Origin of the sequence: Burkholderia sp. Bp9142 (assembly GCF_003853415.1) — a bacterium.
GTDB lineage: Bacteria > Pseudomonadota > Gammaproteobacteria > Burkholderiales > Burkholderiaceae > Burkholderia.
On record NZ_QTPP01000059.1, the window covers coordinates 15,961 to 41,076 of the forward strand.

General features: G+C 66.1%; 20 protein-coding genes and 1 pseudogene. 14 read left to right on the forward strand and 7 right to left on the reverse strand.

The window, feature by feature from the left end; all coding sequences use genetic code 11:
• Positions 1-86 precede the first annotated feature (86 nt).
• From DIE22_RS35990 to dut, 5 genes are all read left to right on the forward strand, one after another.
• Positions 87-1,079, forward strand: a complete 993-nt coding sequence (locus DIE22_RS35990; RefSeq protein WP_124607346.1) for a bifunctional riboflavin kinase/FAD synthetase — start codon at positions 87-89, stop codon at positions 1,077-1,079.
• A 103-nt stretch (positions 1,080-1,182) separates the two neighbouring features.
• Positions 1,183-4,020 carry an isoleucine--tRNA ligase gene (gene ileS / locus DIE22_RS35995; protein ID WP_124607347.1) on the forward strand — a complete coding sequence of 946 codons (2,838 nt, stop codon included), beginning with the start codon at positions 1,183-1,185 and terminating at the stop codon, positions 4,018-4,020.
• A complete protein-coding gene (gene lspA, locus DIE22_RS36000; RefSeq protein WP_124501779.1) occupies positions 4,021-4,521 on the forward strand; it encodes a signal peptidase II in 501 nt (166 codons plus the stop codon). It begins immediately after the preceding gene.
• Positions 4,522-4,588: 67 nt separating this feature from the next.
• Positions 4,589-5,800 carry a bifunctional phosphopantothenoylcysteine decarboxylase/phosphopantothenate--cysteine ligase CoaBC gene (coaBC, locus tag DIE22_RS36005; protein WP_124501778.1) on the forward strand — a complete coding sequence of 404 codons (1,212 nt, stop codon included), beginning with the start codon at positions 4,589-4,591 and terminating at the stop codon, positions 5,798-5,800.
• Between the two features lie 55 nt (positions 5,801-5,855).
• Positions 5,856-6,302 (forward strand): dUTP diphosphatase, encoded by a 447-nt coding sequence (gene dut / locus DIE22_RS36010; protein WP_124607348.1) that lies wholly within the window; start codon positions 5,856-5,858, stop codon positions 6,300-6,302.
• A gap of 50 nt (positions 6,303-6,352) precedes the next feature.
• Here dut and DIE22_RS36015 read toward each other — a convergent pair whose 3' ends face one another.
• From DIE22_RS36015 to clpS, 4 genes are all read right to left on the reverse strand, one after another.
• Positions 6,353-7,123 (reverse strand): hypothetical protein, encoded by a 771-nt coding sequence (locus tag DIE22_RS36015; protein WP_124501776.1) that lies wholly within the window; start codon positions 7,121-7,123, stop codon positions 6,353-6,355.
• Between the two features lie 142 nt (positions 7,124-7,265).
• A complete protein-coding gene (locus DIE22_RS36020; RefSeq protein WP_124607349.1) occupies positions 7,266-8,645 on the reverse strand; it encodes an amino acid permease in 1,380 nt (459 codons plus the stop codon).
• A gap of 103 nt (positions 8,646-8,748) precedes the next feature.
• Positions 8,749-11,049, reverse strand: coding sequence for an ATP-dependent Clp protease ATP-binding subunit ClpA (gene clpA, locus DIE22_RS36025; protein ID WP_057926081.1), 2,301 nt, complete (start codon positions 11,047-11,049; stop codon positions 8,749-8,751).
• Entirely contained in the window at positions 11,046-11,360 is a 315-nt protein-coding gene (gene clpS, locus DIE22_RS36030) for an ATP-dependent Clp protease adapter ClpS (protein WP_006398529.1), read from the reverse strand. Before clpS ends, clpA begins: the two co-directional genes overlap by 4 nt.
• 290 nt (positions 11,361-11,650) lie before the next feature.
• Between clpS and DIE22_RS38435 the strand changes: the two genes are divergently transcribed.
• Positions 11,651-11,851, forward strand: a complete 201-nt coding sequence (locus tag DIE22_RS38435; protein ID WP_185640768.1) for a hypothetical protein — start codon at positions 11,651-11,653, stop codon at positions 11,849-11,851.
• Positions 11,852-11,908: 57 nt separating this feature from the next.
• Positions 11,909-12,112 carry a cold-shock protein gene (locus tag DIE22_RS36040; protein WP_004196460.1) on the forward strand — a complete coding sequence of 68 codons (204 nt, stop codon included), beginning with the start codon at positions 11,909-11,911 and terminating at the stop codon, positions 12,110-12,112.
• 178 nt (positions 12,113-12,290) lie between these two features.
• Here DIE22_RS36040 and DIE22_RS36045 read toward each other — a convergent pair whose 3' ends face one another.
• A complete protein-coding gene (locus tag DIE22_RS36045; protein WP_124501773.1) occupies positions 12,291-13,898 on the reverse strand; it encodes a multicopper oxidase family protein in 1,608 nt (535 codons plus the stop codon).
• 693 nt (positions 13,899-14,591) lie between these two features.
• On the opposite strand from DIE22_RS36045, the gene DIE22_RS36050 reads away from it, so the two are divergent.
• On the forward strand, positions 14,592-14,816 hold the full coding sequence (locus DIE22_RS36050) for a hypothetical protein (RefSeq protein WP_124501772.1): 225 nt from the start codon (positions 14,592-14,594) through the stop codon (positions 14,814-14,816).
• Positions 14,817-14,951: 135 nt separating this feature from the next.
• On the opposite strand, the gene DIE22_RS36055 is transcribed toward DIE22_RS36050, so the two are convergent.
• Complete coding sequence (locus DIE22_RS36055) at positions 14,952-17,180, reverse strand: NADP-dependent isocitrate dehydrogenase (protein ID WP_124501771.1); 2,229 nt, start codon at positions 17,178-17,180, stop codon at positions 14,952-14,954.
• A 282-nt stretch (positions 17,181-17,462) separates the two neighbouring features.
• Complete coding sequence (icd, locus tag DIE22_RS36060) at positions 17,463-18,719, reverse strand: NADP-dependent isocitrate dehydrogenase (protein ID WP_124501770.1); 1,257 nt, start codon at positions 18,717-18,719, stop codon at positions 17,463-17,465.
• Positions 18,720-18,993: 274 nt separating this feature from the next.
• Here icd and DIE22_RS36065 point away from each other — a divergent pair, with 274 nt between their 5' ends.
• The 6 genes and pseudogenes from DIE22_RS36065 to DIE22_RS36090 all read left to right on the forward strand — a co-directional run.
• Positions 18,994-19,572, forward strand: a complete 579-nt coding sequence (locus tag DIE22_RS36065) for a pseudouridine synthase (RefSeq protein ID WP_185640769.1) — start codon at positions 18,994-18,996, stop codon at positions 19,570-19,572.
• A 288-nt stretch (positions 19,573-19,860) separates the two neighbouring features.
• Positions 19,861-20,079 (forward strand): hypothetical protein, encoded by a 219-nt coding sequence (locus DIE22_RS36070; RefSeq protein WP_124501768.1) that lies wholly within the window; start codon positions 19,861-19,863, stop codon positions 20,077-20,079.
• 160 nt (positions 20,080-20,239) lie between these two features.
• Positions 20,240-20,740, forward strand: coding sequence for a DUF192 domain-containing protein (locus DIE22_RS36075; protein ID WP_124501767.1), 501 nt, complete (start codon positions 20,240-20,242; stop codon positions 20,738-20,740).
• Positions 20,741-20,958: 218 nt separating this feature from the next.
• Positions 20,959-23,070 carry an elongation factor G gene (gene fusA / locus DIE22_RS36080; protein ID WP_124501766.1) on the forward strand — a complete coding sequence of 704 codons (2,112 nt, stop codon included), beginning with the start codon at positions 20,959-20,961 and terminating at the stop codon, positions 23,068-23,070.
• Positions 23,071-23,244: 174 nt separating this feature from the next.
• Complete coding sequence (locus tag DIE22_RS36085; protein WP_124607351.1) at positions 23,245-24,261, forward strand: HoxN/HupN/NixA family nickel/cobalt transporter; 1,017 nt, start codon at positions 23,245-23,247, stop codon at positions 24,259-24,261.
• 283 nt (positions 24,262-24,544) lie between these two features.
• A pseudogene (locus tag DIE22_RS36090) lies at positions 24,545-25,116 on the forward strand (hypothetical protein); the annotation flags it as partial.

Here is a 25,116-nt window from a genome sequence, read left to right on the forward strand (position 1 = left end):
TTCTCGGCCGCCGGGCCGCCCGAACGTTTATAATCTTCTGCTTTGCGGCATCCCACCGCCCATTCCCCGACGCTGCATCCGCTATCGTGAAAGTCTTCCGCGGCCTGCCCAACGCCGAGAGCCGCGCGCCGTGCGCGCTGACGATCGGCAACTTCGACGGTGTCCATCGCGGCCACCAGGCCCTGCTCGCGCGCGTGCGCGCGGCAGCGGACGCGCGCGGCCTGCCCGTGTGCGTGATGACCTTCGAGCCGCACCCGCGCGAATTCTTCAACCCGGCCGGCGCGCCGCCGCGCATCGCGATGCTGCGCGACAAGCTGGAAGCGCTGCGCGACCACGGGGTCGACCGCGTCGTCGTCGAGCACTTCAACCACACGTTCGCGAGCCAGTCCCCGCAGGCGTTCGTCGAACGCACGCTGGTGAACGGGCTGCACACGCGCTGGATGATGGTCGGCGACGATTTCTGCTACGGCGCGAAGCGCGCGGGCACCTTCGACACGCTGAAGGCGGCCGGCGAGCAGTACGGCTTCAAGGTCGAGCAGATGGGTACGGTCGCAGGCAGCGACGGCACGCGCATCTCCAGCTCGGGCGTGCGCGCCGCGCTCGCCGCGGGCGATCTCGACGCCGCCGCGCAGGCGCTCGGCCACGGCTACGCGATCAGCGGCCACGTCGCGCACGGGCTGAAGCTCGGCCGCGACCTCGGCTTCCCGACCCTGAACCTGCCGATCGCACACAAGCGGCCGGCGCTCGCGGGCATCTTCGTCGTGCAGGTGCATGGCCTGGGCCCCACCCCGCTGCCGGGCGTCGCGAGCCTCGGGCTGCGCCCGACCGTCGACGATTCCGGCCGCGTGCTGCTCGAAGTCCACCTGCTCGACTGGCACGGCGACGCGTACGGCAAGCTGATCCGCGTCGAGTTCCTGAAGAAGCTGCGCGACGAGGCGAAGTTCGACGATCTCGAGGCGCTGTCGCGCGCGATCGCGCTGGACGTCGCGAATGCGCGCGCGTACTTCGTCGAGCGCGACCGCGCGCCGGGCAGCCGCGCAACCGGCTTCTCGACCTCGGCGACCGACCGAATTAGCTGATCCGGCCGGCGGCGCCCCCGCGCCGCACCCTCGCGCCGCCGACACGCGCGCCTCCCCGATTCACGACGCACGAGCGTCCCCCGATTTAGATAGCGATCCCATCATGAGCAACAAGAAAGCCGATTCGAAACCGCAGGCCAAGTATCCGGTCAACCTGCTCGACACGCCGTTCCCGATGCGCGGCGACCTGCCCAAGCGCGAACCGCAGTGGGTGAAGGAATGGGAAGCGCGCGGCATCTACGAAAAGATCCGCGCGGCAAGCAAGGGCCGGCCGAAGTTCATCCTGCACGACGGCCCCCCGTATGCGAACGGCGACATCCACCTCGGTCACGCGGTCAACAAGATCCTGAAGGACATCGTCGTCAAGTCGCGCAACATGGCCGGTTTCGATGCGCCGTACGTGCCGGGCTGGGATTGCCACGGGATGCCGATCGAGATCCAGATCGAGAAGCAGTTCGGCAAGTCGCTGCCGGCGGCCGAAGTGATGAGCAAGGCGCGCGCGTACGCGACCGAGCAGATCGAGAAGCAGAAGGTCGGCTTCAAGCGCCTCGGCGTGCTCGGCGACTGGGCGAATCCGTACAAGACGATGAACTTCGTCAACGAGGCGGAAGAGATCCGCGCGCTCGGCAAGATCATCGAGAAGGGCTACGTGTACCGCGGGCTGAAGCCGGTGAACTGGTGCTTCGACTGCGGCTCGGCGCTCGCCGAGGCGGAAGTCGAGTACAAGGACCGCACCGATCCGACGATCGACGTGATGTTCGCGTTCGCGGAACCGGAAAAGACCGCGCAGGCGTTCGGCCTGCCGGCGCTGCCGCGCGCCGAGGGCGGCATCGTGATCTGGACCACCACGCCGTGGACGATTCCCGCGAACCAGGCGCTGAACCTCCATCCGGAAATCGTCTACGCGCTGGTCGACACCGAGCGCGGGCTGCTGATCATCGCGGAAGAGCGCGTCGCCGCGTGCATGGCCGAGTTCAAGCTGACCGGCCGCGTCGTCGCGACCACACCCGGCGTGAAGCTCGCGAACCTGCGCTTCCACCACCCGCTCGCGTCGGCCCATCCCGGCTACAAGCGCACCGCGCCCGTGTACCTCGGCGACTACGTGACGACCGACACGGGTACCGGCGTCGTGCACTCGTCGCCCGCCTACGGCATCGAGGACTTCCAGTCGTGCAAGGCGCACGGGATGACCGATTCGGACTTCATCAATCCGGTGATGGGCGACGGCCGCTACATCGAATCGCTGCCGCTGTTCGGCGGCCTGTCGATCTGGGACGCGAACCCGAAGATCGTCGACGCGCTGAACGCGGCCGGCTCGCTGCTGCGCAGCGAGAAGTACACGCACAGCTACATGCACTGCTGGCGCCACAAGACGCCGATCATCTACCGCGCGACGTCGCAGTGGTTCGCCGGCATGGACGTGACGCCGCGCGACGACGGCAAGACGCTGCGCGAAACGGCGCTCGAAGGCGTCGACGCGACCGCGTTCTACCCGTCGTGGGGCAAGCAGCGGCTGTTCAGCATGATCGCGAACCGTCCCGACTGGACGCTGTCGCGCCAGCGCCAGTGGGGCGTGCCGATGGCATTCTTCGTGCACAAGGAAACCGGCGAGCTGCACCCGCGCACGCTCGAGCTGCTCGAGGAAGTCGCGCAGCGCGTCGAGCAGGCGGGCATCGAGGCGTGGCAGTCGCTCGATCCGCGCGAGCTGCTCGGCGACGACGCCAACATGTACGAAAAGAATCGCGACACGCTCGACGTGTGGTTCGACTCGGGCACGACGCACTGGCACGTGCTGCGCGGCTCGCACGGTGATCAGCTGCAGTTCCCGGCCGACCTGTACCTCGAGGGCTCGGACCAGCACCGCGGCTGGTTCCACTCGTCGCTCTTGACCGCGTCGATGATCGACGGCTGCGCGCCGTACAAGGGCCTGCTCACGCACGGCTTCACGGTCGACGGCGAAGGCCGCAAGATGAGCAAGTCGCTCGGCAACGGTATCGACCCGCATGAAGTCGCGAACCGCCTCGGCGCGGAAATCATCCGCCTGTGGATCGCGTCGACCGACTATTCGGGCGAGCTCGCGATCTCCGAGGAAATCCTGAAGCGCGTGACGGAAGGCTATCGCCGCATCCGCAACACGCTGCGCTTCCTGCTCGCGAACCTGTCGGACTTCGACTTCGCGCAGCACGCGGTGCCGGTCGACGAATGGCTCGAGATCGACCGTTATGCGGTCGCGTTCTCGGCGCAACTGCAGGCGGAACTGCTCGGCCACTACGAGAAGTACGAATTCCACCCGGTCGTCGCGAAGCTGCAGACGTACTGCTCGGAAGATCTCGGCGGCTTCTACCTCGACGTGCTGAAGGACCGCCTGTACACCAGCGCGGCCGATTCGCGCGCGCGCCGCTCCGCGCAGACCGCGCTGTACCACCTGACGCACGGTCTGCTGCGCGTGCTCGCACCGTTCCTGTCGTTCACCGCGGAAGAAGCGTGGAAGGTGTTCCAGCCGGCCAGTGACACGATCTTCACGGAAACCTACTACGCGTATCCGGAAGTCGCCGGCTCCGCCGCGCTGATCGAGAAGTGGGCGCTGCTGCGCGACGTGCGCGGCAACGTGACGAAGGCGCTCGAGGAAGCGCGCACCGCGAACCGCATCGGTTCGTCGCTGCAGGCCGAAGTGGCCGTGCATGCGAGCGGCGCGCGCTACGATGCGCTCACGAGCCTCGGCGAAGACCTGAAGTTCGTGCTGATCACGTCGGCGGCGACGGTCGTGAAGGTCGACGACGAAGCGCAGGAAAGCGTCGACGTCGCGGCGTCGAAGTACCAGAAGTGCGAACGCTGCTGGCACTACCGCGAGGACGTCGGCGCGCACGCCGATCATCCGACGCTGTGCGGCCGCTGCTTCTCGAACCTGTTTGAAAACGGCGAAACCCGGAGCGCTGCTTAAATGGCGAAAACCCTGTCGAAACCGGCCAGCGGCGCGCTCGCGCCTTGGCTCGGCATTTCGCTGATCGTGATCCTGTTCGACCAGTTGTCGAAGATCGCGATCCTGAAAACGTTCGCGTACGGCGCACAGCATGCGCTGACGTCGTTCTTCAACCTCGTGCTGGTGTACAACCGCGGCGCCGCGTTCGGCTTCCTGTCGACCGCGGGCGGCTGGCAGCGCTGGGCGTTCACCGCGCTCGGCATCGGCGCGACGCTCGTGATCTGCTTCCTGCTGCGCCGCCACGGCCAGCAACGGCTGTTCAGCCTGTCGCTCGCGCTGATCCTCGGCGGCGCGCTCGGCAACGTGATCGACCGGCTCGTCTACGGTCACGTGATCGACTTCCTCGATTTCCACCTCGGCGCCTGGCACTTCCCGGCGTTCAACCTCGCCGATTCCGCGATCACGGTCGGCGCGGTGCTGCTGATCTACGACGAACTGCGTCGCGTGCGCGGCTCGCGCTGAGCGCGCATACTCGGTGTCGACGGCCGGCTTCGCGCCGACCGTTCCGTTTGACCCTTGGAGGCCTGAGTTGGCGCACGCAGAACTCGCTGGAAAACACCTCGTTCTCGGCCTGACCGGCGGCATCGCCTGCTACAAGATCGCCGAGCTCACCCGGCTGCTGACGAAGGCAGGCGCGACCGTGCAGGTCGCGATGACCGAAGCCGCCGCGCAGTTCATCACGCCCGTCACGATGCAGGCGCTGTCCGGCCGGCCCGTCTACACGAGCCAGTGGGACGCGCGTATCGACAACAACATGGCGCACATCGACCTGTCGCGCGAAGCCGACGCGATCGTGATCGCGCCCGCGTCGACGGATTTCCTCGCGAAGCTCGCGCACGGATTCGCGGACGACCTGCTGTCGACGCTGTGCGTCGCGCGCGACTGTCCGCTGCTCGTCGTACCCGCGATGAACCGCCAGATGTGGCAGAACCCGGCCACGCAACGCAACGCCGCGCAACTGCGCGCCGACGGCGTGTCGGTGCTCGGTCCCGATTCGGGCGCGCAGGCCTGCGGCGAAGTCGGCGACGGCCGCATGCTCGAACCCGAGGCGATCTATGAGGCGATCGTCGCGCACTTCGCGCCGAAGGTGCTCGCGCACCGTCGCGTGCTGATCACGGCCGGCCCGACGTTCGAGCCGCTCGATCCGGTGCGCGGCCTCACGAACCGCTCGAGCGGCAAGATGGGCTTCGCGCTCGCGCGCGCCGCACAGCAGGCCGGCGCCGACGTGCATCTCGTCGCGGGGCCGGTCGCGCTCGACACGCCGTGGGGCGTGTACCGCCAGGACGTGCAGACCGCGCAGCAGATGTACGACGCGGTCATGCAGGCGGTGTCCGACGCGGACATCTTCATCGCGGTGGCCGCGGTCGCCGACTGGCGCGTCGACCAGCCCGCCGAGCACAAGATGAAGAAGACGGCCGATCGCAAGATGCCGACGCTCGCATTCGTCGAGAACCCGGACATCCTCGCGTCGGTCGCGGCGCTGCCCGATCCGCCGTTCTGCGTCGGCTTCGCGGCCGAAAGCGGCGACCTCGACGTGCACGGTGACGAGAAGCGCAAGCGCAAGAACGTGCCGCTCCTGGTCGGCAACCTCGGCCCGCTGACGTTCGGCCGCGACGACAACGAAGTCGTGCTGTTCGAGGCAGCCGGCCTCACGCGCCTGCCGCGCGCGCCGAAGGACGAGCTCGCGCACGTGCTCGTCGCCGAAATCGCAAAACGCCTGCCCGACAACCGCCTGATCTGATCCCTTGCGCGGCGGCACGCGCCGCTGCGCCCTTCCCGACCGATTCGACGACCGCATGAAACTCGACCTGAAGATTCTCGACGCGCGCATGCGCGATTACCTGCCCGCCTACGCCACCACCGGCAGCGCGGGCCTCGACCTGCGCGCGTGCCTCGACGCGCCCGTCACGCTGCAGCCGGGCGAAACGACGCTGGTGCCGACGGGCCTCGCGATCCATCTCGCGGATTCCGGCTACGCGGCGCTGATCCTGCCGCGCTCGGGCCTCGGCCACAAGCACGGGATCGTGCTCGGCAACCTCGTCGGCCTGATCGATTCCGACTACCAGGGCCAGCTGATGGTGTCGACGTGGAACCGCGGCCAGACCGAGTTCGTGCTGAACCCGTTCGAGCGGCTCGCGCAGCTCGTGATCGTGCCGGTCGTGCAGGCGCAGTTCAACATCGTCGACGACTTCGCCGAGAGCGATCGCGGCGAAGGCGGCTTCGGCAGCACCGGCCGTCACTGAGCGACGCAGTAAAAAAGGGGCCTCGGCCCCTTTTCTCTTTCCGTGCAGGGTCATTCGCCGGCCGGTTGCACGATTCGCGCGGGCAGCGGTTCGCGTCGCCGCGCCTGCGCGATGCTCGCGTAAATCACCATCGCCACCAGCACGCCGAGCAGCACCGCTGACGAGCCGGCCGTGCCGAGCGCGAGGCCGCCCTTCGCGACCGGCTTCGTCAGCAGGTCGCCGACCGTTGCCCCGAACGGGCGCGTGAGCACGAACGCCGCCCAGAACAGCAGCACGCCGGATATGCGCGTGAAATAGTGCGCGAGCACGATCGCCGCGAGCAGCCCGCCGATCAGCAGCGCGCCGCCACCGAAGCCGAGCCCCGAGCTGTCCGCGAGGAAATCGCCGAGCGCTGTGCCGAGCGTGTTCGAGAACAGGATCGCGATCCAGTACAGCAGTTCGACCTTGCGCGTGCGAATCAGGTCGACCGACAGCGATTCGCCGCTCAGGCGCCACACCGTGAAGATCGCCAGCAGGATCGCGACGAGGATCGACGAGCCCGCCGCATAGCCGAGGCCGAGCGTACGGTCCATGAAGTCGGACATCGTCGTGCCGGCGGTGCTGGTCGCGACGATCACGGCCCAGTAGATCGCCGGGCGATAGCCGGTCGTCCTGAGCTGCGCGCCGAGCGTGACGAGAAAGAATCCGAACAGCAGGATCGAGCTCACCGCGTAGCCGACGTTCAGCGTCATCGACAGCAGGTCGCCGCCGGTTTCGCCGAGCGTCGTCGCGCAGATCTTCATGATCCAGAATGCGAGCGTGATTTGAGGAAGCTTGTTCATTCGAACCCCTTTTGCAGGTGGCGACGGGCTGGCGCGCGCCAACCCGCATCGCGGACAGGTTCGAATGTAGCCGCCGCCGGCTTAACGGAACCTTAGCGGTATTGCACCGCCTCGCCGCACCCGCACGGCGCGAGGTCACGCGTCAACGCGCGTGCTGGTGCCGGTAGTGCAGCGCGTACGCGAGCGTCAGCAGCACGACGAACACGACGCCGACCACCATCGTCATCCGGAAATCGCGCGTGAACGCGGTCGTGAGCAGGATCGCGCCGACGAGCCCCGCACCGAGCAGGCTGCCGAACGGGTGGCCCCACATCCGGAACGCGAGCGCCGGGCCGCGATAGCGTGCACGAAAGCGCAGGTGCGTGACGAAGATCATCAGCCACGTGAACAGCGCGCCGAACATCGCGATCGCCATCATCACGGTGAACGCGGTGTCGGGCGACAGCGCGACCAGCACGGCCGCGACCGCGACGCCGCTGGTCGAGATCCACAGCGCCGCACGCGGCACGCCGTTGTTGCCGAGCCGGCCGAACACCGCCGGCGAGAGCCGCGCGCGCGACAGGCTGAACATCATCCGCGTCGTCACGTAGAGCTGGCTGTTCATCGCCGACAGCGCCGCGATCAGCAGCACCAAGTTGATCACGCCGGCCGCGTACGGCACGTGCGTCGCGGCCATCACCTTCACGAACGGGCTTTCGTCGGTGCCGGCCTGCGTCCACGGCACGATCGCGAGCATCAGCGACAGCGTCAGCAGGTAGAACAGCACGAGCCGGAACACCGTCGAGCGGAACGCGCGCGTGACCGCGTGCTGCGGATCGCGCGCCTCGCCGGCCGCGATCGCGACCGCCTCGATGCTCATGTAGCTGAAGATCGCGACGATCACCGCGACCCACGTGCCCCACGGCCCTTTCGGCATGAAGCCGCCGTGCGCGGTGTAGTTCGCGAAGCCGATGCCCGAAGCCCCCGGCGCCGACCACATGAGATACGCGCCGAGCACGATGAACACGACGATCGCCGCGATCTTCAACAGCGAGAACGCATATTCGACCGCCCCGTACAGCGTGACGCTCGCGAGGTTCACCGCGATCAGCAGCGCGGAGAAGCCGATCACCCAGTACCAGCCGGGCACGGCCGGGAACCAGTACTTCATGAAGACGGCGATCGCGCTGATCTCGGTGCCGATCGCGAACACCACCGCGAACCAGTACGCATAGCGCACGAGATAGCCCGCGAGCGGGCCGACGTAGTGCTCCGCATAGGCGCCGAACGAGCCGGCCGTCGGATGCGCGACCGTCATTTCCGCAAGCGCGCCCATCAGCAGCAGCGCGATCAGCGCGCCGATCGCATACGAGACCAGCACGCTCGGGCCGGCCAGCCCGATCGCGAACCCGCTGCCCAGGAACAGCCCCGTGCCGATCGCGCCGCCGATCGCGATCATCGCCATCTGCCCCGACGTCAGCGCATGGCGCAACCCTTGTTCGCGCGCGACGATGCTGTCGAACGACCGTTGTTGTCGTGTCACTGCGTTACCACTCCCCTGCCCCACCATGGCACCGCCGGCGCCGGATAAAACGAAACGGCGCGGAGAACTTCCCGCGCCGTTCGCATGAACAACGAATTATCGCTTACTCGACTTCGACCGTCTCTTCGTTCGGCTTGTGCGGCGGATTCGCCAGCTTGTCGAACGACAACTGCACCTTGTCGTTTTCGTCGACGTCGACCGTCACATGCCCGCCGTTGACGAGCTTGCCGAACAGCAGTTCGTCGGCCAGCGCGCGACGGATCGTGTCCTGGATCAGCCGCTGCATCGGCCGCGCGCCCATCAGCGGGTCGAAGCCGTGCTTCGCGAGATGCTTGCGCAACGCGTCGGTAAAGAGCGCGTCGACCTTCTTCTCGTGCAGCTGCTCCTCGAGCTGGATCAGGAACTTGTCGACCACGCGCATGATGATTTCCTCATCGAGCGAGCGGAAGCTGATGATCGAATCCAGGCGGTTGCGGAACTCCGGCGTGAACAGGCGCTTGATGTCGGTCATCTCGTCGCCCGTCTCGCGGCGCGTCGTGAAGCCGATCGTCGCCTTCTGCATCGACTCGGCGCCCGCGTTCGTCGTCATGATGATGATGACGTTGCGGAAATCCGCCTTGCGGCCGTTGTTGTCGGTCAGCGTGCCGTGGTCCATCACCTGCAGCAGCACGTTGAAGATGTCCGGATGCGCCTTCTCGATTTCGTCGAGCAGCAGCACGCAGTGCGGCTTCTTCGTGACGGCTTCGGTCAGGAGGCCGCCCTGGTCGAACCCGACATAACCCGGCGGCGCGCCGATCAGGCGGCTCACCGCGTGACGCTCCATGTATTCCGACATGTCGAAGCGGATCAGCTCGATGCCGAGCGTGAACGCGAGCTGGCGCGCCACTTCGGTCTTGCCGACGCCCGTCGGGCCGGAGAACAGGAACGCGCCGATCGGCTTGTCCATCTTGCCGAGGCCCGCGCGCGCCATCTTGATCGATGCGGCGAGCGCGTCGATCGCCGGATCCTGGCCGAACACGACGCTCTTCAGGTCGCGATCGAGCGTCTGCAGCTTGCTGCGATCGTCCTGCGACACGCTCTGCGCCGGCACGCGCGCGATCTTCGAGATGATTTCCTCGATCTCGCTCTTGCCGATCGTCTTCTTCTGCTTCGACTTCGGCAGGATGCGCTGGGCCGCGCCCGCTTCGTCGATCACGTCGATCGCCTTGTCCGGCAGGTGACGGTCGGTGATGAAGCGCGCCGACAGTTCGGCCGCGGCCGAGAGTGCGCCCGACGAATACTTGACGCCGTGATGCTCCTCGAAGCGCGACTTCAGCCCGCGCAGGATCGCGACCGTCTGCTCGACGGTCGGCTCCGTCACGTCGACCTTCTGGAAGCGCCGCGACAGCGCCGCGTCCTTCTCGAAGATGCCGCGATACTCGGTGAAGGTGGTCGCGCCGATGCACTTGAGCGTGCCCGACGACAGCGCCGGCTTCAGCAGGTTCGACGCATCGAGCGTGCCGCCCGATGCGGCGCCCGCGCCGATCAGCGTATGGATCTCGTCGATGAACAGGATCGCGTGCGGACGCTCCTTCAGCTCCTTCAGCACCGTCTTCAGACGCTGCTCGAAGTCGCCGCGATACTTGGTGCCCGCGAGCAGCGCGCCCATGTCGAGCGAATACACCTGCGCGTTCGCGAGGATGTCCGGCACTTCGCCGCGCGTGATGCGATAGGCGAGCCCTTCCGCGATCGCGGTCTTGCCGACGCCGGCCTCGCCGACGAGCAGCGGATTGTTCTTGCGGCGGCGGCACAGCACCTGGACGACGCGCTCGACCTCCGGCTCGCGCCCGATCAGCGGATCGATGCGGCCGTCCTTCGCCATCTGGTTCAGGTTCTGCGTGAACTGCGCGAGCGGGGTTTCCTTCTGCGCGTTCGCGTCCTCGCTTTCCGCGTTGGCGTCGGTCGACTTCGCGGCTTCGCCGCCGTTCGTCTTCGCGATGCCGTGCGAAATGAAGTTCACGACGTCCAGGCGCGTGACGCCCTGCTGCTGCAGGTAATAGACCGCGTGCGAATCCTTCTCGCCGAAGATCGCGACCAGCACGTTCGCGCCGGTCACTTCCTTCTTGCCGTTCGACGTCGACTGGACGTGCATGATCGCGCGCTGGATCACGCGCTGGAAACCGAGCGTCGGCTGGGTATCGACATCGTCGGTGCCCGGGACGGTCGGTGTGTTGTCGTGGATGAAATTGCGCAGGTTCTGACGCAAGTCCTCGATGTTGGCCGCACACGCGCGCAACACCTCGGCTGCCGTCGGATTATCCAGCAGGGCCAGCAGCAGATGCTCGACCGTAATGAACTCATGGCGCGCCTGGCGTGCTTCCATGAACGCCATGTGCAGGCTGACTTCCAATTCCTGGGCAATCATGCTTCCTCCATCACGCACTGCAGCGGATGCCCGGCCTGCCGCGCATGGGTAACGACTTGCTCAACCTTGGTCGACGCGATGTCCCGCGTATAGACCCCACAAACCCCTCGCCCTTCGCGATGGACCTTCAGCATGATCTGCGTGGCCGTCTCGCGATCCTTCTTGAAATACTCCTGTACGACCATCACGACGAACTCCATCGGCGTGAAGTCGTCGTTCAGCAGCACCACCTTGTACATCGAAGGCGGCTTGAGCTTCTGCTGCTTGCGTTCCAGGACGGTGCTGTCCTGCTTGTCCGGGATAATCGCCATACACCCATTCTAAACAACTCGGACAGGCCCGCAATCCTGCCATTACCCGACCGACCGGCCGGCGCCCTCCCTGGTTCCCGACGACCCGCGATCGTCTTCGTGCCATAGGAAAGCCGGCTGCGGTGCCGGCTTTCACGCGTGGCGCGGAACACGAACCGTCAGGGGGAAACCGCACCGGACCGTCGCATTCGCATCCAGTATCCCACAAGCCGGGACGACTCGATCGCGTGTCACTCGAGCCTGGTATATGAACCGATTATGCGACTTTTCAAGTCCGCGCGCTCGGCGGCATGCTGCACAGCAAAGCCGGAAAAACCCTGAAAATGGGTTCTTTACAACGGCCCTCCAACCGTCTAAAAATTCCGCTTGACACTCAAATAAAGAGCGCCAACAATCAAGCTGGCACTTTTTTCAACTCGCCGGTCGGCGAAATGAAAGAGGCCGAAGGTGAGCTTGTGAGGGGGGAACGGCTGTATTTTCCGGTCGTTTAGCTTTTCGAGCGTGCTCGTGGTAAGTAGCAGCGACTGTGTGACAGGGGAAGTAGGAAAATGGCAACTGGTATCGTTAAGTGGTTCAACGACGCGAAGGGCTTCGGTTTCATCACTCCCGACGAGGGCGGTGAAGATCTGTTTGCGCACTTCTCGGCCATCAACATGCAGGGCTTCAAGACCCTGAAGGAAGGCCAGAAGGTGAGCTTCGAGGTCGTTCAAGGGCCGAAGGGCAAACAAGCGTCGAACATCCAGGCCGCGTAAAGGCACCGGATATCGGACGAAGAAACCCGGCATTACGCCGGGTTTCTTTTTTTCAGGCCGGCCACTCGTTAATTCGATTGGCCGGCCTTTTCGTTCAATCCCGATAATTGAACACGCATTGTCCTGTCGCACGCGCAGATCGAATGCCGCCATACGCGTGAAACATATTCGATACTCGTCACACGACCTTCAGCGTGCCCATCATGCCGAGATCCTCGTGTTCGAGAATATGGCAGTGAAACATACGCTCGCCGGGCATGTCTTGCGTGACGAGGATCGTCACGGTCTCGCCGCTGCGCACGTTCACGGTATCGCGCCACGCGCGGAACGGCTCGCTCGTGCGCGTGCCGTCCGATGCGCGCTCGATCACCTGGAATTGCGTGCCGTGCAAATGGAACGGGTGATCCATGTCGGTGGCGTTGCGGATCGCCCAGCGCTCGATTTCGCCGCGGCGGCTCGTCAGCGTCGCACGGTGCGGTGCATAGGTCGCGCCGTTGATCGTGAAGCGCATCCCGGCCGGACGGCCATGCGCCGGGCCGTTCATCATCGCGTCCATGTCCATCTCTTCGCCGAACGCGACGTCCTTGTGCGCGACCGGCTCGCCGAGCGCCAGTACCGCGCGCAGCGTCGCCGGCAGCGCACGGGCGGCGGCCGGTGCGAACGCGATGTCGGCCAGCGGCAGCGCCGGATCGGGCGGCAGGCTGCCGTGGCCGTCGTCATGCGACATCGCCATCTTGCGACGGTCGTATTCGGCCGCCTGCAACACGGCGCGTGACGCGCGGTCGCCGGCGCGCACCAGCAGTTCCGCGCGCTCGCCCGGCGCGAGCAGCAGCGACGTCACGCGGCGCGGCGCATCGAACAGCCCGCCATCCGTGCCGACATGCTCGAACGCGCGGCCGTCGTCGAACGCCACGCGCAGGTAGCGCGCGCTGCACGCATTCCACACGCGCCAGCGCTCGTCACTCGCGACGTCGATTCGCGGCCGGCGCGCACCGTTGACCAGCACGAACTGGCCTTCGCGGCCGTTCATCCAGTCCATCATGTCGTTCGGAGGAATCGTGCCGTCGCGCGCGAGCTTCAGGTCGGACACGAACAGGTTGCGCTCGGGCCAGCCGGCGAGCGGATCGTCGGCGGCACGCACGACGAACGGGCCGGCCAGCCCGCGGAACACCTGCTCGGCGGTCATCATGTGCGGATGCGGGTGATACCAGTAGGTGCCGGCACTCCCCTTCGGCAGCGTGAAGCGGTACACGCGCGACGCGCCCGGCGCGACGGGGGCGGACGGGTTGCCGTCCTGGTCGGGCGGCACCGGCAGGCCGTGCCAGTGGATCGTCGACGGTTGCGGCAGCTTGTTCACGAAGCGGATTTCGACCGTGTCGCCCTCGCGTACGTCGATCAGCGGGCCCACCACCGGCCCCTGCGTGCCTGCGCCGAACTGCCAGAACGTCGTCGGACGCGCACCGTGCAGCATCGGACGCGCGACCGGCTGCGCGACCAGCGTCGCGCGGAACGTGCCGGGCTCGCGGCTTTCGTTCGCGAGCGTGCGCAGCGACGCGAGCGGCGCGCCGGCCGGCAGCGCATCGGCCGCCGCGAGTGCGGCCGGCGCCGGCTTCGTGTGCTGCGTGTGGCCCGCCATCCCTGACATGCCCGACATGCCGGGCATGTCGTCCATCTGATCCATGCCTGCCATGCCCGCGTGTCCGGCATGCTGCGCCCAGGCGGTGCGCGCCAACAGCGATGCGGCCGCGACGCCGACGGCGCGGGACAGGAAGGTTCTCCGTATCATCAATCGTTCCTCGTTATTCGTGCTGCGTCGCGCGGCCGTCGCGACACCCGCGCCGGCCAGTGCGGAAGCGCCCGCGCGCGACGCGAAACCTGATGCCCGCGTCATCATAACCGCAGCCCGCGACCGAAGCGCCGCGGCATCGCGCGAGCGGCGATACGCCGCAGTGCGTGGCCGGGCCCGACGGCCCGGGCACCGTTCGCGCGGCATTTTCGATCATCGTCCGATACCGCAACCCCCGCTGCATTCACCGCCGGCCGCCCCGGTCCGCGACCTTCGCCACCCGCTTTCGCCACGCCCGATCGAGGCAATTCGCACCCGCCGTTCGTCCCGACAGCCGCACGCCACGCGCGTTCGATGCATGAACCCGTCAATTTTTCACGATGTGGAACAAGTCTCTGCGTTATAAAAATTCGTGGTGCACGGCACAAATTCGCTGTTTCGCGATGCCAAAAATCGTTCCGCAATACAAAACTACTGAAATAACACATTGTTTTTAAACACGAATTTTTGTTTCGAGAAAGCGTTCTACGCGCACCATCGGGCGCGGCCGCGGACGTAGACTTTGTTCCATGGACTGACGCTTCGCCACGACGTTCGATACGGACCTCGGCGCAAGCAACCAGTCGGGCCACAGCCGGACGAGCCGGCGGGCGGCACAACAGAATCGCTTGTCATCAGAAAGGGAGAACGGAAATGAAGGGATTTCGCTTTGGTTCAGCGCTCGGGTCGTTCTACATCCTGCCGGCAAACGGTGGCTGGGAAGCGACGTTCGGCAACGCTTTGCTCGGCGCGTTCTCGTGCCCGGAAGTCGCGGCCGACCGCATCTCCCGCGGCGACTGCGAGCAGCCGTCCGAACTGGACACGGCCACGCTCGAAGTGCCGGACGAAATCGCCGAATGGGAAATCGTTCACGTCTGAATGGCACGCCTGCAACGAAAAACGCCCCGGGCGACCGGGGCGTTTTCATGTTCGGCGCAACGGCGAGCCGCCGGGCCCGCCGCATCGGCTGCTGCCGCTGCCGCTGCCGTGGCGCGCGCGCTGGCGCGGCCGGCGTCAGGCGACGGCGTCGACGATGCCGTTCAGCGTTGCGCTCGGGCGCATCGCCTGGCTCGTCAGCTCGACGTTCGGACGGTAATAGCCACCGATCGCCTGCGCGTTGCCCTGCGCGGCCGACAGTTCTTCCAGGATGCGCGCTTCGCTGTCGGACAGCGACTTCGCGACGCCTTCGAACTGCGCCTTCAGCGCGGCATCGTCGGTCTGCTCGGCCAGCGCCTGCGCCCAGTACAGGCACAGGTAGAAGTGGCTGCCGCGGTTGTCGAGGCCGCCGACCTTGCGTGCGGGCGACTTGTTCTCGTCCAGGAACTTGCCGGTCGCCTGGTCGAGCGTCTTCGCGAGCACGAGCGCCTTCGGGTTCTGGTACGCATTGCCGAGATGTTCGAGCGACGCGGCCAGCGCGAGGAATTCGCCAAGCGAATCCCAGCGCAGGAAGCCTTCCTCGACGAACTGCTGCACGTGCTTCGGTGCCGAGCCGCCCGCGCCCGTTTCGAACATCCCGCCGCCTGCCATCAGCGGCACGATCGACAGCATCTTCGCGCTGGTGCCGAGTTCCATGATCGGGAACAGGTCGGTCAGGTAGTCGCGCAGCACGTTGCCCGTGACCGAGATCGTGTCCTTGCCCGCGCGGATGCGCTCGAGCGAGAAGCGCGTCGCGTCGACCGGGGTCATGACGCGAATGTCGAGGCCGTTCGTGTCGTGATCCTTCAGGTAGCGTTCGACCTTCGCGATGATCTGCGCATCGTGCGCACGTGCCGGGTCGAGCCAGAACACGGCCGGCGCGCCGGTCGCGCGGGCGCGGTTCACCGCGAGCTTGACCCAGTCCTGCACCGGCGCGTCCTTCGTCTGGCACATGCGCCAGATGTCGCCCGACTCGACCGCGTGCTCGAGCAGCACGTTGCCGGCTTCGTCGGTGACGCGCACGACGCCGTCGGCCGGGATCAGGAACGTCTTGTCGTGCGAACCGTATTCCTCAGCCGCCTGCGCCATCAGGCCGACGTTCGGCACGCTGCCCATCGTGACCGGATCGAGTGCGCCGTGCTGCTTGCAGTCCTCGATCACGGCCTGGTAGACGCCCGCGTAGCAGCGGTCCGGAATCACGGCCTTCGCGTCGTACAGTTCGCCGTCCGGCCCCCACATGCAGCCCGACTCGCGGATCATCGCCGGCATCGATGCGTCGACGATCACGTCGCTCGGCACATGCAGGTTCGTGATGCCCTTGTCCGAGTTGACCATCGCGAGACGCGGACGCGCTGCGTATTCAGCCTTGACGTCGGCTTCGATCGCTTCGCGCGTGTCGGCCGGCAGGTCCTTCAGGCGCGCGTACAGGTCGCCGATCCCGTTGTTCGGGTTGAAGCCGGCCTGCGCCAGCACGTCCGCGTGCTTCTCGAGCGCGTCGCGGTAGAACACCGACACGAAGTGACCGAACAGGATCGGGTCCGAGACCTTCATCATGGTCGCCTTCAGGTGCACCGAGAACAGCACGTCCTGCGCCTTCGCGTCGGCGATCTGCGCTTCGATGAAGCTGCGCAGCGCCTTGCGGCTCATCACCGATGCGTCGATGACCTCACCGGCCTTCACGGCCGTCTTTTCCTTCAGCACCTGCTTCGCGCCGTCGGCCGTCGTGAGTTCGATCTTCACGCTGCCGGCCTCGGCGATCAGCGCCGACTTTTCGCTGCCGTAGAAGTCGCCCTCGCTCATGTGCGCGACGTGCGCCTTCGACGTGGCCTTCCAGGCGCCCATCTTGTGCGGGTGCTTGCGTGCGTAGTTCTTGACCGACAGCGGCGCGCGGCGGTCGGAGTTGCCTTCGCGCAGCACCGGGTTCACCGCGCTGCCCTTGATCTTGTCGTAGCGGGCCTTGACGGCCTTCTCTTCGTCGCTCGACGGCTCTTCCGGATACGCCGGCAGCTGGTAGCCCTGCGCCTGCAGCTCGGCGATCGCGGCCTTGAGCTGCGGCACCGAAGCGCTGATGTTCGGCAGCTTGATGATGTTCGCTTCCGGCTTCAGCGTGAGCTGGCCCAGTTCGGCCAGATCGTCGGAACCCTTCTGCTCCGGCGGCAGGACGTCGGCGAATGCCGCGATGATGCGGCCGGCGAGCGAGATGTCGCGCGTTTCGACGGCGACGCCCGACGAGCGCGTGAAGGCCTTGACGATCGGCAGCAGCGAATAGGTCGCGAGCGCAGGCGCTTCGTCGGTGAGGGTGTAGATGATCTTGGGCGAAGTGGACATGGTGGTCAAAGCATTGCTACGTGATTGTTGAACTGAGGAGCGCCGGCGGTAACCGGCGGGGAGCGACCGGGTGGATCGCGAAAGGGGCGCGCCGGCTCAGCCGGGCGGTGGTGTTGCGAGGGCCGTCATGTTCTACCTTGCAGGGCATGCAGGCCGCATCGCGGCGCCGCGGCCCGCATGCCGGGCCGCCCTGCCAACAAACCTGCCATCCACGAAACGCCCCGGCGCCGGCAGTAGGCGCCGGGGCGGCCGGCTCCACGCCGGCCGACCCCGGAAGGGGTCTTACATGTTCTCGATCAGCACTTCGCCGAAGCCGGAGCACGACACCTGCGTCGCGCCTTCCATCAGGCGCGCGAAGTCGTACGTGACGCGCTTCTGCAGGATCGACTTTTCCATCGCGGCGATGATGGTGTCGGCCGCTTCCGCCCAGCCGAGGTGGCGCAGCATCATTTCCGCCGACAGGATCTCGGAACCGGGGTTCACGTAATCCTTGCCCGCGTACTTCGGCGCCGTGCCGTGCGTCGCCTCGAACATCGCGACCGAATCCGACAGGTTCGCGCCCGGCGCGATCCCGATGCCGCCGACCTGCGCGGCCAGTGCGTCGGAGATGTAGTCGCCGTTCAGGTTCAGCGTCGCGATCACGTCGTATTCGGCCGGACGCAGCAGGATCTGCTGCAGGAACGCGTCGGCGATCGAATCCTTGATGACGATCTCGCTTCCCGTCTTCGGGTTCTTCACGCGCATCCACGGGCCGCCGTCGATCAGCTCGCCGCCGAATTCCTTCTGCGCGAGCGCGTAGCCGGCGTCACGGAACAGGCCTTCCGTGAACTTCATGATGTTGCCCTTGTGCACCAGCGTGACCGACTTGCGATCGTTGTCGATCGCGTACTGGATCGCCTTGCGCACGAGACGCTCGGTGCCTTCGGTCGACACGGGCTTGACGCCGATCCCCGAGGTTTCCGGGAAGCGGATCTTCTTCACGCCCATTTCGTCCTGCAGGAACTTGATGACCTTCTTCGCCTGCTCGGAGCCCGCGGCCCATTCGATGCCCGCGTAGATGTCTTCCGAGTTCTCGCGGAAGATCACCATGTCGATCTTTTGCGGCTCGCGCACCGGCGACGGCACGCCCTTGAAATACTGGACCGGGCGCAGGCACACGTAGAGGTCGAGCTCCTGGCGCAGCGCGACGTTCAGCGAACGGATGCCGCCGCCGACCGGGGTCGTCAGCGGCCCCTTGATCGACACCACGTATTCCTTGAGCACCTGCAGCGTCTCGTCCGGCAGCCACACGTCCGGACCGTACACCTTCGTCGCCTTCTCGCCCGCGAAGATCTCCATCCAGTGGATCTTGCGCTTGCCCTTGTAGGCATGCGCGACCGCCGCGTCGACGACCTTGATCATGACCGGCGTGATATCGAAGCCCGTACCGTCGCCTTCGATATAGGGAATGATCGGCTGATCGGAAACGTTGAGCGAGAAGTCCTTGTTGACGGTGATCTTGTCACCGCCCTCCGGAACCTTGATGTGCTGATACGGCATGATCGACTCCAGTGACGTGGCTGAGCAGGTGATGCTGGTCGAAACTGCGCGCGGCGAGGCGGCCTTGCCACCCTCGTGACGGCGACAGCGAGCCGCTATTCTAGCGCCCCAACCGGGGCCGGCGGCACGAAGCGCGACGCTGCGTATCAAGTCTTCCCTTATGTCTTATATAAGACAGATGACTTGCCGTTCCGTATTATGCATTAAGATTCCGCCATTTGCCATAGACCGCCCGCCCCGCTTCCCCGCGGCGCGCCGGGCGGGCGCCCCCGCCATGACCCTGATCGCCCTCAACAAGCCGTTCGGCACGATTTGCCAGTTTTCCGCGCACGAGACGCGGCCGTCGCTCGGCGACTGGGTAACGACACCCGGCGTCTACCCGGCCGGCCGGCTCGACGCGGACAGCGAGGGCCTGCTGCTGCTCACCGACGACGGCGCGCTGCAGGCGCGCATCGCGGAGCCGCGCCACAAGCTCGTCAAGCGCTACTGGGCGCAGGTCGACGGCGCGCCGGGTCCGGCCGACCTGAAGGCGCTCGCGCGCGGCGTCGATCTCGGCGACTACGTGACGCGCCCGTGCCGCGCCGAATTCATCGAACCGCCCGACGCGCTGTGGGCGCGCAATCCGCCGATCCGCTACCGCGCCGCGATCCCGACCACGTGGATCGAGCTCGCGATCACCGAAGGCAAGAACCGGCAGGTGCGCCGGATGACGGCCGCGATCGGCTTCCCGACGTTGCGTCTCGTGCGCGTCGGCATCGGCGCGCTCGACATATTCGCGCTCGGCATTGCACCGGGCGAAACAATCGCGCTGCCGCCGCGGGCCCCGTGGGACGGTTTCTCCCGCGACGCATGACCGCGTCGGCTACTTTCGATTTTTCGTCATCTTTTTCGTCAACCGCCGGCGAAGATCGCGCGTTAAACCACGCAGATGCCACCCTAAGCTATCCGGCATTGGCAGCCGAACCGGTATTTCCGTGTTTGCGTCACGAAAGCGACGTTTTCTTCGAATACGATTCGGCGCCCGCAGCGCAATGAGAAATTTCTCGGAGCGTCTGTCAACCGAAAGGTGGATGGCACCGTTAGACGTCATGACTCCCATGCCGGGTCATTTGGTTAATTAACTAAAGCTGAGGAACACAACATGAACAAACTGATCGCCGCTCTGGTCGCTGGTCTCTTCGCAACGGCTGCTTTCGCACAAGCTTCGGCTCCGGCTGCTGCTTCGGCTGCTGCTCCGGCAGAAGCTGCTTCGGCACCGGCAAAGAAGGCAACGCACAAGAAGCACCACGCAGCGAAGAAGCACCACGCTGCCAAGAAGGCTGCAAGCGAAGCCGAAGCTCCGGCCGCTGCTTCGAACTAAGCAAGCTGGTTGTAATAACGCAGTCAAGAACACGCAGTCTTGCCGTTCTTACGGCGTTGAAAGGCAGATCACCGCGAGGCGATCTGCCTTTTTCTTTTTTGTGCCCGCCTGCGTGCTTCGCGTACCATGCGGGTCTCGTTTTCCCGATAGGAGCCCTGCTGTGCGATTCTCCCTGCGCTCATCGCTCGGCCGCCTTGCGCGCGCCGCCGTGTTTCCCGCCGCGCTCGCCGTCCTCGCATTCGGCGTACAGGCCGCCCACGCGCAGATGCCGCCCGGTGCCAAGCAGCCGAGCGAGTTCCCGCGCGCGAAGCTGCGCGCCGGCATGTACGTGATCGACGCGGCCGTCGCCGCGAACGACGCCGACCGCGAACAGGGGCTGATGTACCGGTCGCAGCTCGCGCCGAACGAAGGCATGCTGTTCGTGTTCAACGAGAACGCCGTGCACTGCTTCTGGATGAAGAACACGCTGATCCCGCTGTCGATCGCATTCATCCGCGCGGACGGCACGATCACCGACATCGACGAGATGCGGGCCGAGACGACCGACAACCACTGCCCGCGCAACAACGGCGTCTATGCGCTCGAAATGAGCAAGGGCTGGTTCGCCGCGAAGGGCATCAAGGCGGGCATGAAGCTCGACGGGCTGCCCAAGCCCCAGTAACGGCGCATGCCGCGGCGGCGCCGCGCATCGACCGAAGCCGGCCGCCCGTTGCGCGCCGGCTTTTTTTTCGCCTGCCGGCGGCGGCGCGCGCCTTGATTCGGCAGACGCCGCCCGCATCTGCAAAAGCCCCGGACAAGCGCTATGCTTTAAATCTAGCTTGTTCCAACCCGGGCCGACTCAGCCGGCCCGCTTACGATCCGAACCACCAGGAGGTTCACGTGCCCCGCAAAACCCCCATCGAGCGCTATCGCAACATCGGGATCAGCGCTCACATCGATGCCGGCAAGACCACGACGACCGAGCGCATCCTGTTTTACACCGGCGTGAGCCACAAGATCGGTGAAGTGCACGACGGCGCGGCCACGATGGACTGGATGGAGCAGGAGCAGGAGCGCGGCATCACGATCACGTCGGCTGCTACCACGGCCTTCTGGAAGGGCATGGCCGGCAACTATCCCGAACACCGGATCAACATCATCGACACCCCCGGGCACGTCGACTTCACGATCGAAGTGGAGCGTTCGATGCGCGTGCTCGACGGCGCGTGCATGGTCTACGACTCGGTCGGCGGCGTGCAGCCGCAGTCCGAAACCGTGTGGCGCCAGGCGAACAAGTACAAGGTGCCGCGCATCGCGTTCGTCAACAAGATGGACCGTGTCGGTGCGGACTTCTTCCGCGTGCAGCGCCAGATCGGCGAGCGCCTGAAGGGCGTCGCCGTGCCGATCCAGATTCCGATCGGCGCGGAGGATCATTTCCAGGGCGTCGTCGATCTCGTCAAGATGAAGGCGATCGTCTGGGACGACGAAAGCCAGGGCGTGAAGTTCACCTACGAGGACATCCCGGCGAATCTCGTCGAGCTCGCGCACGAATGGCGCGAGAAGATGGTCGAGGCCGCTGCGGAAGCCAGCGAGGAACTGCTCGAGAAATACCTGCACGACCATGAATCGCTGACCGAGGACGAGATCAAGGCCGCGCTGCGCCAGCGCACGATCGCGAACGAGATCGTGCCGATGCTGTGCGGCAGCGCGTTCAAGAACAAGGGCGTGCAGGCGATGCTCGACGCGGTGATCGACTACCTGCCGTCGCCGGTCGACGTGCCGGCCATCCTCGGCCACGACTTCGCCGATCCGGAAAAACCGGCGGAACGTCATCCGAGCGACGACGAGCCGTTCTCGTCGCTCGCGTTCAAGATCATGACCGACCCGTTCGTCGGCCAGCTGATCTTCTTCCGCGTGTATTCGGGTGTCGTCGAATCGGGCGATACGGTGCTGAACGCGACCAAGGACAAGAAGGAGCGGCTCGGCCGGATCCTGCAGATGCACGCGAACGAGCGCAAGGAAATCAAGGAAGTGCGCGCGGGCGACATCGCGGCGGCAGTCGGCCTGAAGGAAGCGACGACGGGCGACACGCTGTGCGATCCGGTCAAGCCGATCATCCTCGAGAAGATGGAATTTCCGGAGCCGGTGATCTCGCAGGCCGTCGAGCCGAAGACGAAGGCCGACCAGGAAAAGATGGGCCTCGCGCTGAACCGTCTCGCGCAGGAAGATCCGTCGTTCCGCGTGCAGACCGACGAGGAATCCGGCCAGACGATCATCTCGGGGATGGGCGAGCTGCACCTCGAAATCCTGGTCGACCGGATGAAGCGCGAGTTCGGCGTCGAGGCGACGGTCGGCAAGCCGCAGGTCGCGTATCGCGAGACGGTGCGCACGAAGGCGACCGACGTCGAAGGCAAGTTCGTCAAGCAGTCGGGCGGGCGCGGCCAGTACGGGCATGCGGTGATCACGCTCGAGCCGAACCCCGGCAAGGGCTATGAGTTCCTCGACGAGATCAAGGGCGGCGTGATTCCGCGCGAATTCATCCCGGCTGTCGACAAGGGCATCACCGAAACGCTGAAGAGCGGCGTGCTCGCGGGCTACCCGGTCGTCGACGTGAAGGTGCACCTGACGTTCGGCTCGTACCACGACGTCGACTCGAACGAAAACGCGTTCCGGATGGCCGGCTCGATGGCGTTCAAGGAAGCGATGCGCAAGGCGAAGCCGGTACTGCTCGAGCCGATGATGGCCGTCGAGGTCGAAACGCCCGAGGATTTCATGGGCAACGTGATGGGCGACCTGTCGAGCCGGCGCGGCATCGTGCAGGGGATGGAGGACATCGCGGGCGGCGGCGGCAAGCTGGTGCGCGCCGAGGTGCCGCTTGCCGAGATGTTCGGCTATTCGACGTCGCTGCGCTCGGCCACGCAGGGCCGCGCGACCTACACGATGGAGTTCAAGCACTACGCGGAAACGCCGGCGAACGTGTCGGAAGCCGTGATCAACGCGAAAGTGAAGTAAGCGCGGGGCGCACGCCCTGCTGCGCGCAAGCGCCAGGCCCGTCCGGTTCCGGACGGGTTTTTTTCGTCCGTCGAACGCGGCGAGGCGGGTGGCCGACGACGTTTTTGATCGGCACGCCGGGTATCTTTTTCGCATGCCACAATGCATCGCGATTCGTCCGATGGAACCACCCCGATGCCGCCCACCCCCGCCCTGCGCCGCCTGCTGATGCTGTATGCCGGCCTGATCGCCGCGAACGCCGCCGTCTGGCTATGGACGCTCGCGGTGCTGCGCGACCATCCGCTGCTGCTCGGCACCGCGGCGATCGCGTACGGGCTCGGGCTGCGTCATGCGGTCGACGCCGACCACATCGCCGCGATCGATGTGGCGACGCGCAAGCTGATGCAGGACGGCCAGCGCCCGGTGACCGTCGGCCTGTTCTTCTCGCTCGGCCACTCGACGATCGTGATCGCCGCGACGCTTGGCATCGCGCTGACCGCGTTCGCGCTGCGCGACCGCTTCGACGCATTCCGCGAGATCGGCGGGACGATCGGCACGGCGGTGTCCGCGACCTTCCTGCTGGTGCTCGCGTGCATGAACCTGGTGATCCTGCGCGGCGTATGGCGGCGCTATCGCGGCACGCCGGACCATGCTCACGGCGGCGCGCACACGCATCGCGCCGGCGGCCTCGTATCGCGGCTGCTGCGCCCGCTGTTCCGGTTCGTGTCGAAAAGCTGGCACATGTATCCGGTCGGCGTGCTGTTCGGCCTCGGTTTCGATACTGCAACAGAAATCGCGCTGCTCGCGATCGCGGCCGCGCAGGCGAGCCACGCGCTGCCGCTCTATACGGTCATGCTGTTTCCCGCGCTGTTCGCGGCCGGCATGACGCTGATCGACTCGACCGACAATGTGCTGATGATTCACGCATACGGTTGGGCGATGGACGACCCGCAGCGCAAGCTGCTCTATAACGCGAGCATCACGCTGCTGTCCGCGGTCGTCGCGCTGGCCGTCGGCGGGGTCGAGGCCGCAGGCCTGCTCGCCGACAAACTGTCGCTGACGGGCCCCGTACGCGATGCGCTCGATGCGCTCGGCGAGCACTTCGGGCCGATCGGTTACGGCATCGTCGCGCTGTTTCTCGTCGCTTGGGTCGGGTCGATCCTCTGCCATCGCTGGGCGCGTGCTGCCGACACAACGGCACGCCAAACGTAGTCAGACGTTTCATTTCAGAAACAGAAAGCGCACAACGGCGTCGCGCGCGCTATCGCGCGCGACATGCGCCCCTTGCGCCACGGGCGTAGCCCGCCGGTGGCACGAATCTCGCAGTTAGGGATTCGCACGGCGGGCCCGCGTGCCGATCCGTGTTCGCGGCTGGCCTCAGGTGCCGGTCCGACACGCATCGGCCATCGAAACGACATTGCATCGTTGCTGGTCCCCTTGCATCACACGTGATCGACGCGCGTAACGAGGCATCGCGCGTACCGGGAGGCCAATGATGAGCATAACGAAACAACTGTCCCGTGCGACGGGACGGTGCTATCGCACGACCCTGCTGGCCGCAGCCGCGATTGCGTGCTGCTGCTCGTATGCCGTCGCGCAGGACACGACAACTGTCGTGCCGGTGACTGCGCTGCCGGGTGACGGCACTTCCACTGCCCCGCCCGCCCAGGTCGAGCAGAACGCGGCGCCTGACGCCGCGGCCAATGCGAACCCTGGAGCCGACGCCGTGACGATGTTGGCCGGGAACGCAGCGTCATGTGCGGCCAACCCGGCCGCTTGCGCGGTGCTCGTGTATGCCGGCGGAGGTATCGGCGGCAATGGCGGCAGCGGTGCCGACGGAAGCAGCGGCAGCGGCAGCCCGGGCAGCGGCGGAAACAACGGCAACGGCGCCGTCGGCCCCGCAGGCACCGGCGGGACGGGCAGTACGGGCGGCTCGAGCGGCACCGGCCGCGGCGGCAATGCTTCCGGCAGCGGAGGTTCGGGCGGCAGTTCTTCCGGTGGTGGCTCTTCCGGTGGTGGCTCTTCCGGTGGTGGCTCTTCCGGTGGTGGCTCTTCCGGTGGTGGCTC

Coding starts and splice junctions, on each gene's coding strand:
- ileS (WP_124607347.1), top strand. CDS start 1,183: ATGAGCAACAAGAAAGCCGATTCGAAACCGCAGGCCAAGTATCCGGTC.
- lspA (WP_124501779.1), top strand. CDS start 4,021: ATGGCGAAAACCCTGTCGAAACCGGCCAGCGGCGCGCTCGCGCCTTGG.
- dut (WP_124607348.1), top strand. CDS start 5,856: ATGAAACTCGACCTGAAGATTCTCGACGCGCGCATGCGCGATTACCTG.
- DIE22_RS36015 (WP_124501776.1), bottom strand. CDS start 7,123: ATGAACAAGCTTCCTCAAATCACGCTCGCATTCTGGATCATGAAGATC.
- clpA (WP_057926081.1), bottom strand. CDS start 11,049: ATGATTGCCCAGGAATTGGAAGTCAGCCTGCACATGGCGTTCATGGAA.
- clpS (WP_006398529.1), bottom strand. CDS start 11,360: ATGGCGATTATCCCGGACAAGCAGGACAGCACCGTCCTGGAACGCAAG.
- DIE22_RS38435 (WP_185640768.1), top strand. CDS start 11,651: ATGCTGCACAGCAAAGCCGGAAAAACCCTGAAAATGGGTTCTTTACAA.
- DIE22_RS36040 (WP_004196460.1), top strand. CDS start 11,909: ATGGCAACTGGTATCGTTAAGTGGTTCAACGACGCGAAGGGCTTCGGT.
- DIE22_RS36045 (WP_124501773.1), bottom strand. CDS start 13,898: ATGATACGGAGAACCTTCCTGTCCCGCGCCGTCGGCGTCGCGGCCGCA.
- DIE22_RS36050 (WP_124501772.1), top strand. CDS start 14,592: ATGAAGGGATTTCGCTTTGGTTCAGCGCTCGGGTCGTTCTACATCCTG.
- DIE22_RS36055 (WP_124501771.1), bottom strand. CDS start 17,180: ATGTCCACTTCGCCCAAGATCATCTACACCCTCACCGACGAAGCGCCT.
- icd (WP_124501770.1), bottom strand. CDS start 18,719: ATGCCGTATCAGCACATCAAGGTTCCGGAGGGCGGTGACAAGATCACC.
- DIE22_RS36065 (WP_185640769.1), top strand. CDS start 18,994: ATGACCCTGATCGCCCTCAACAAGCCGTTCGGCACGATTTGCCAGTTT.
- DIE22_RS36070 (WP_124501768.1), top strand. CDS start 19,861: ATGAACAAACTGATCGCCGCTCTGGTCGCTGGTCTCTTCGCAACGGCT.
- DIE22_RS36085 (WP_124607351.1), top strand. CDS start 23,245: ATGCCGCCCACCCCCGCCCTGCGCCGCCTGCTGATGCTGTATGCCGGC.